Below are 345 nucleotides of genomic sequence, written 5' to 3'. Positions count from 1 at the left end.
GCTGCTCGGCAGCCCCGACGGACCGGGCCGCCCGGGCGGCACGTACCGCTTCGGCGCCCCGGCCGCGGGCCTCCCGACGGCACCGCTGCGCAAGACCGCAGGCAGCCCCGCCGCACCCCGTGCAGAAACGACCCTCCTCCAGCGGTACGCGGACTTCGACGGCGACGGAAAGCCGGACACGGTGGTCCGCACACACCGGGGCGAGACGGCGGACCTGATCGCGCTGTACCCGGCGGCGACGCCGGACCGCCCGATGGTCACGTTCACCAGCGCCCTGTTCACGGCGGGCTGAGGACAGCCCCCCAGGGTTCCCTTAGGGGATGTCACAGGTAAGCGGCAAAGGCG

Annotated in this window: 1 pseudogene; it reads left to right on the top strand. The window is 73.9% G+C overall.

Annotation, left to right across the window (positions count from 1 at the left end):
- A pseudogene (locus JGS39_RS40400) lies at window positions 1–292 on the top strand (FG-GAP repeat domain-containing protein); the annotation flags it as partial.
- Window positions 293–345: the final 53 nt, after the last annotated feature.

This window comes from Streptomyces poriferorum (assembly GCF_019399235.1).
GTDB lineage: Bacteria > Actinomycetota > Actinomycetes > Streptomycetales > Streptomycetaceae > Streptomyces > Streptomyces poriferorum.
Note: the sequence above shows the minus strand (reverse complement) of the source record. Positions and strands in the feature narration are given on the sequence as shown.